Origin of the sequence: Listeria sp. SHR_NRA_18 (assembly GCF_003856515.1) — a bacterium.
GTDB classification, from domain to species: domain Bacteria; phylum Bacillota; class Bacilli; order Lactobacillales; family Listeriaceae; genus Listeria_A; species Listeria_A newyorkensis.
Map to the genome: position 1 here is coordinate 1 of NZ_QPKR01000118.1, position 380 is coordinate 380.

Consider the following 380-nt stretch of genomic DNA (forward strand, 5'->3'; position numbering starts at 1 on the left):
CGTGAGAAGAGTGAGCATCCCGAAACCCGGCGGCGGCGAACGCCAGTTGGGTATCCCGACGGTAGTCGATCGCTTCATCCAGCAGGCGATGATGCAGGTGTTGCAGGGGCAATGGGATGCGTCGTTCAGCGATAACAGCTATGGGTTCCGGCCCGGACGCTCGGCCCATCAGGCAGTGAAACAGGCTCAGGACTATATCGGTTCTGGGTATCACTGGGTAGTCGATCTCGATCTGGAGAAGTTCTTCGATCGGGTAAATCACGACGTGCTGATGAGCCGGATAGCGAAACGGGTGTCGGATAAACGGGTGCTGTCACTTATCCGCAGGTTCCTGAAGGCAGGTGTGATGGAAGCAGGTCTGGTAAGGCCGGTGACAGAAG

The 380-nt window shown here is 57.4% G+C and carries 1 protein-coding gene; it reads left to right on the top strand.

All coding sequences use genetic code 11. The features are described from left to right. Window positions 1–380: reverse transcriptase domain-containing protein (locus DUK53_RS17400; protein WP_255410911.1), on the top strand; the 380-nt coding region annotated here is incomplete at both ends.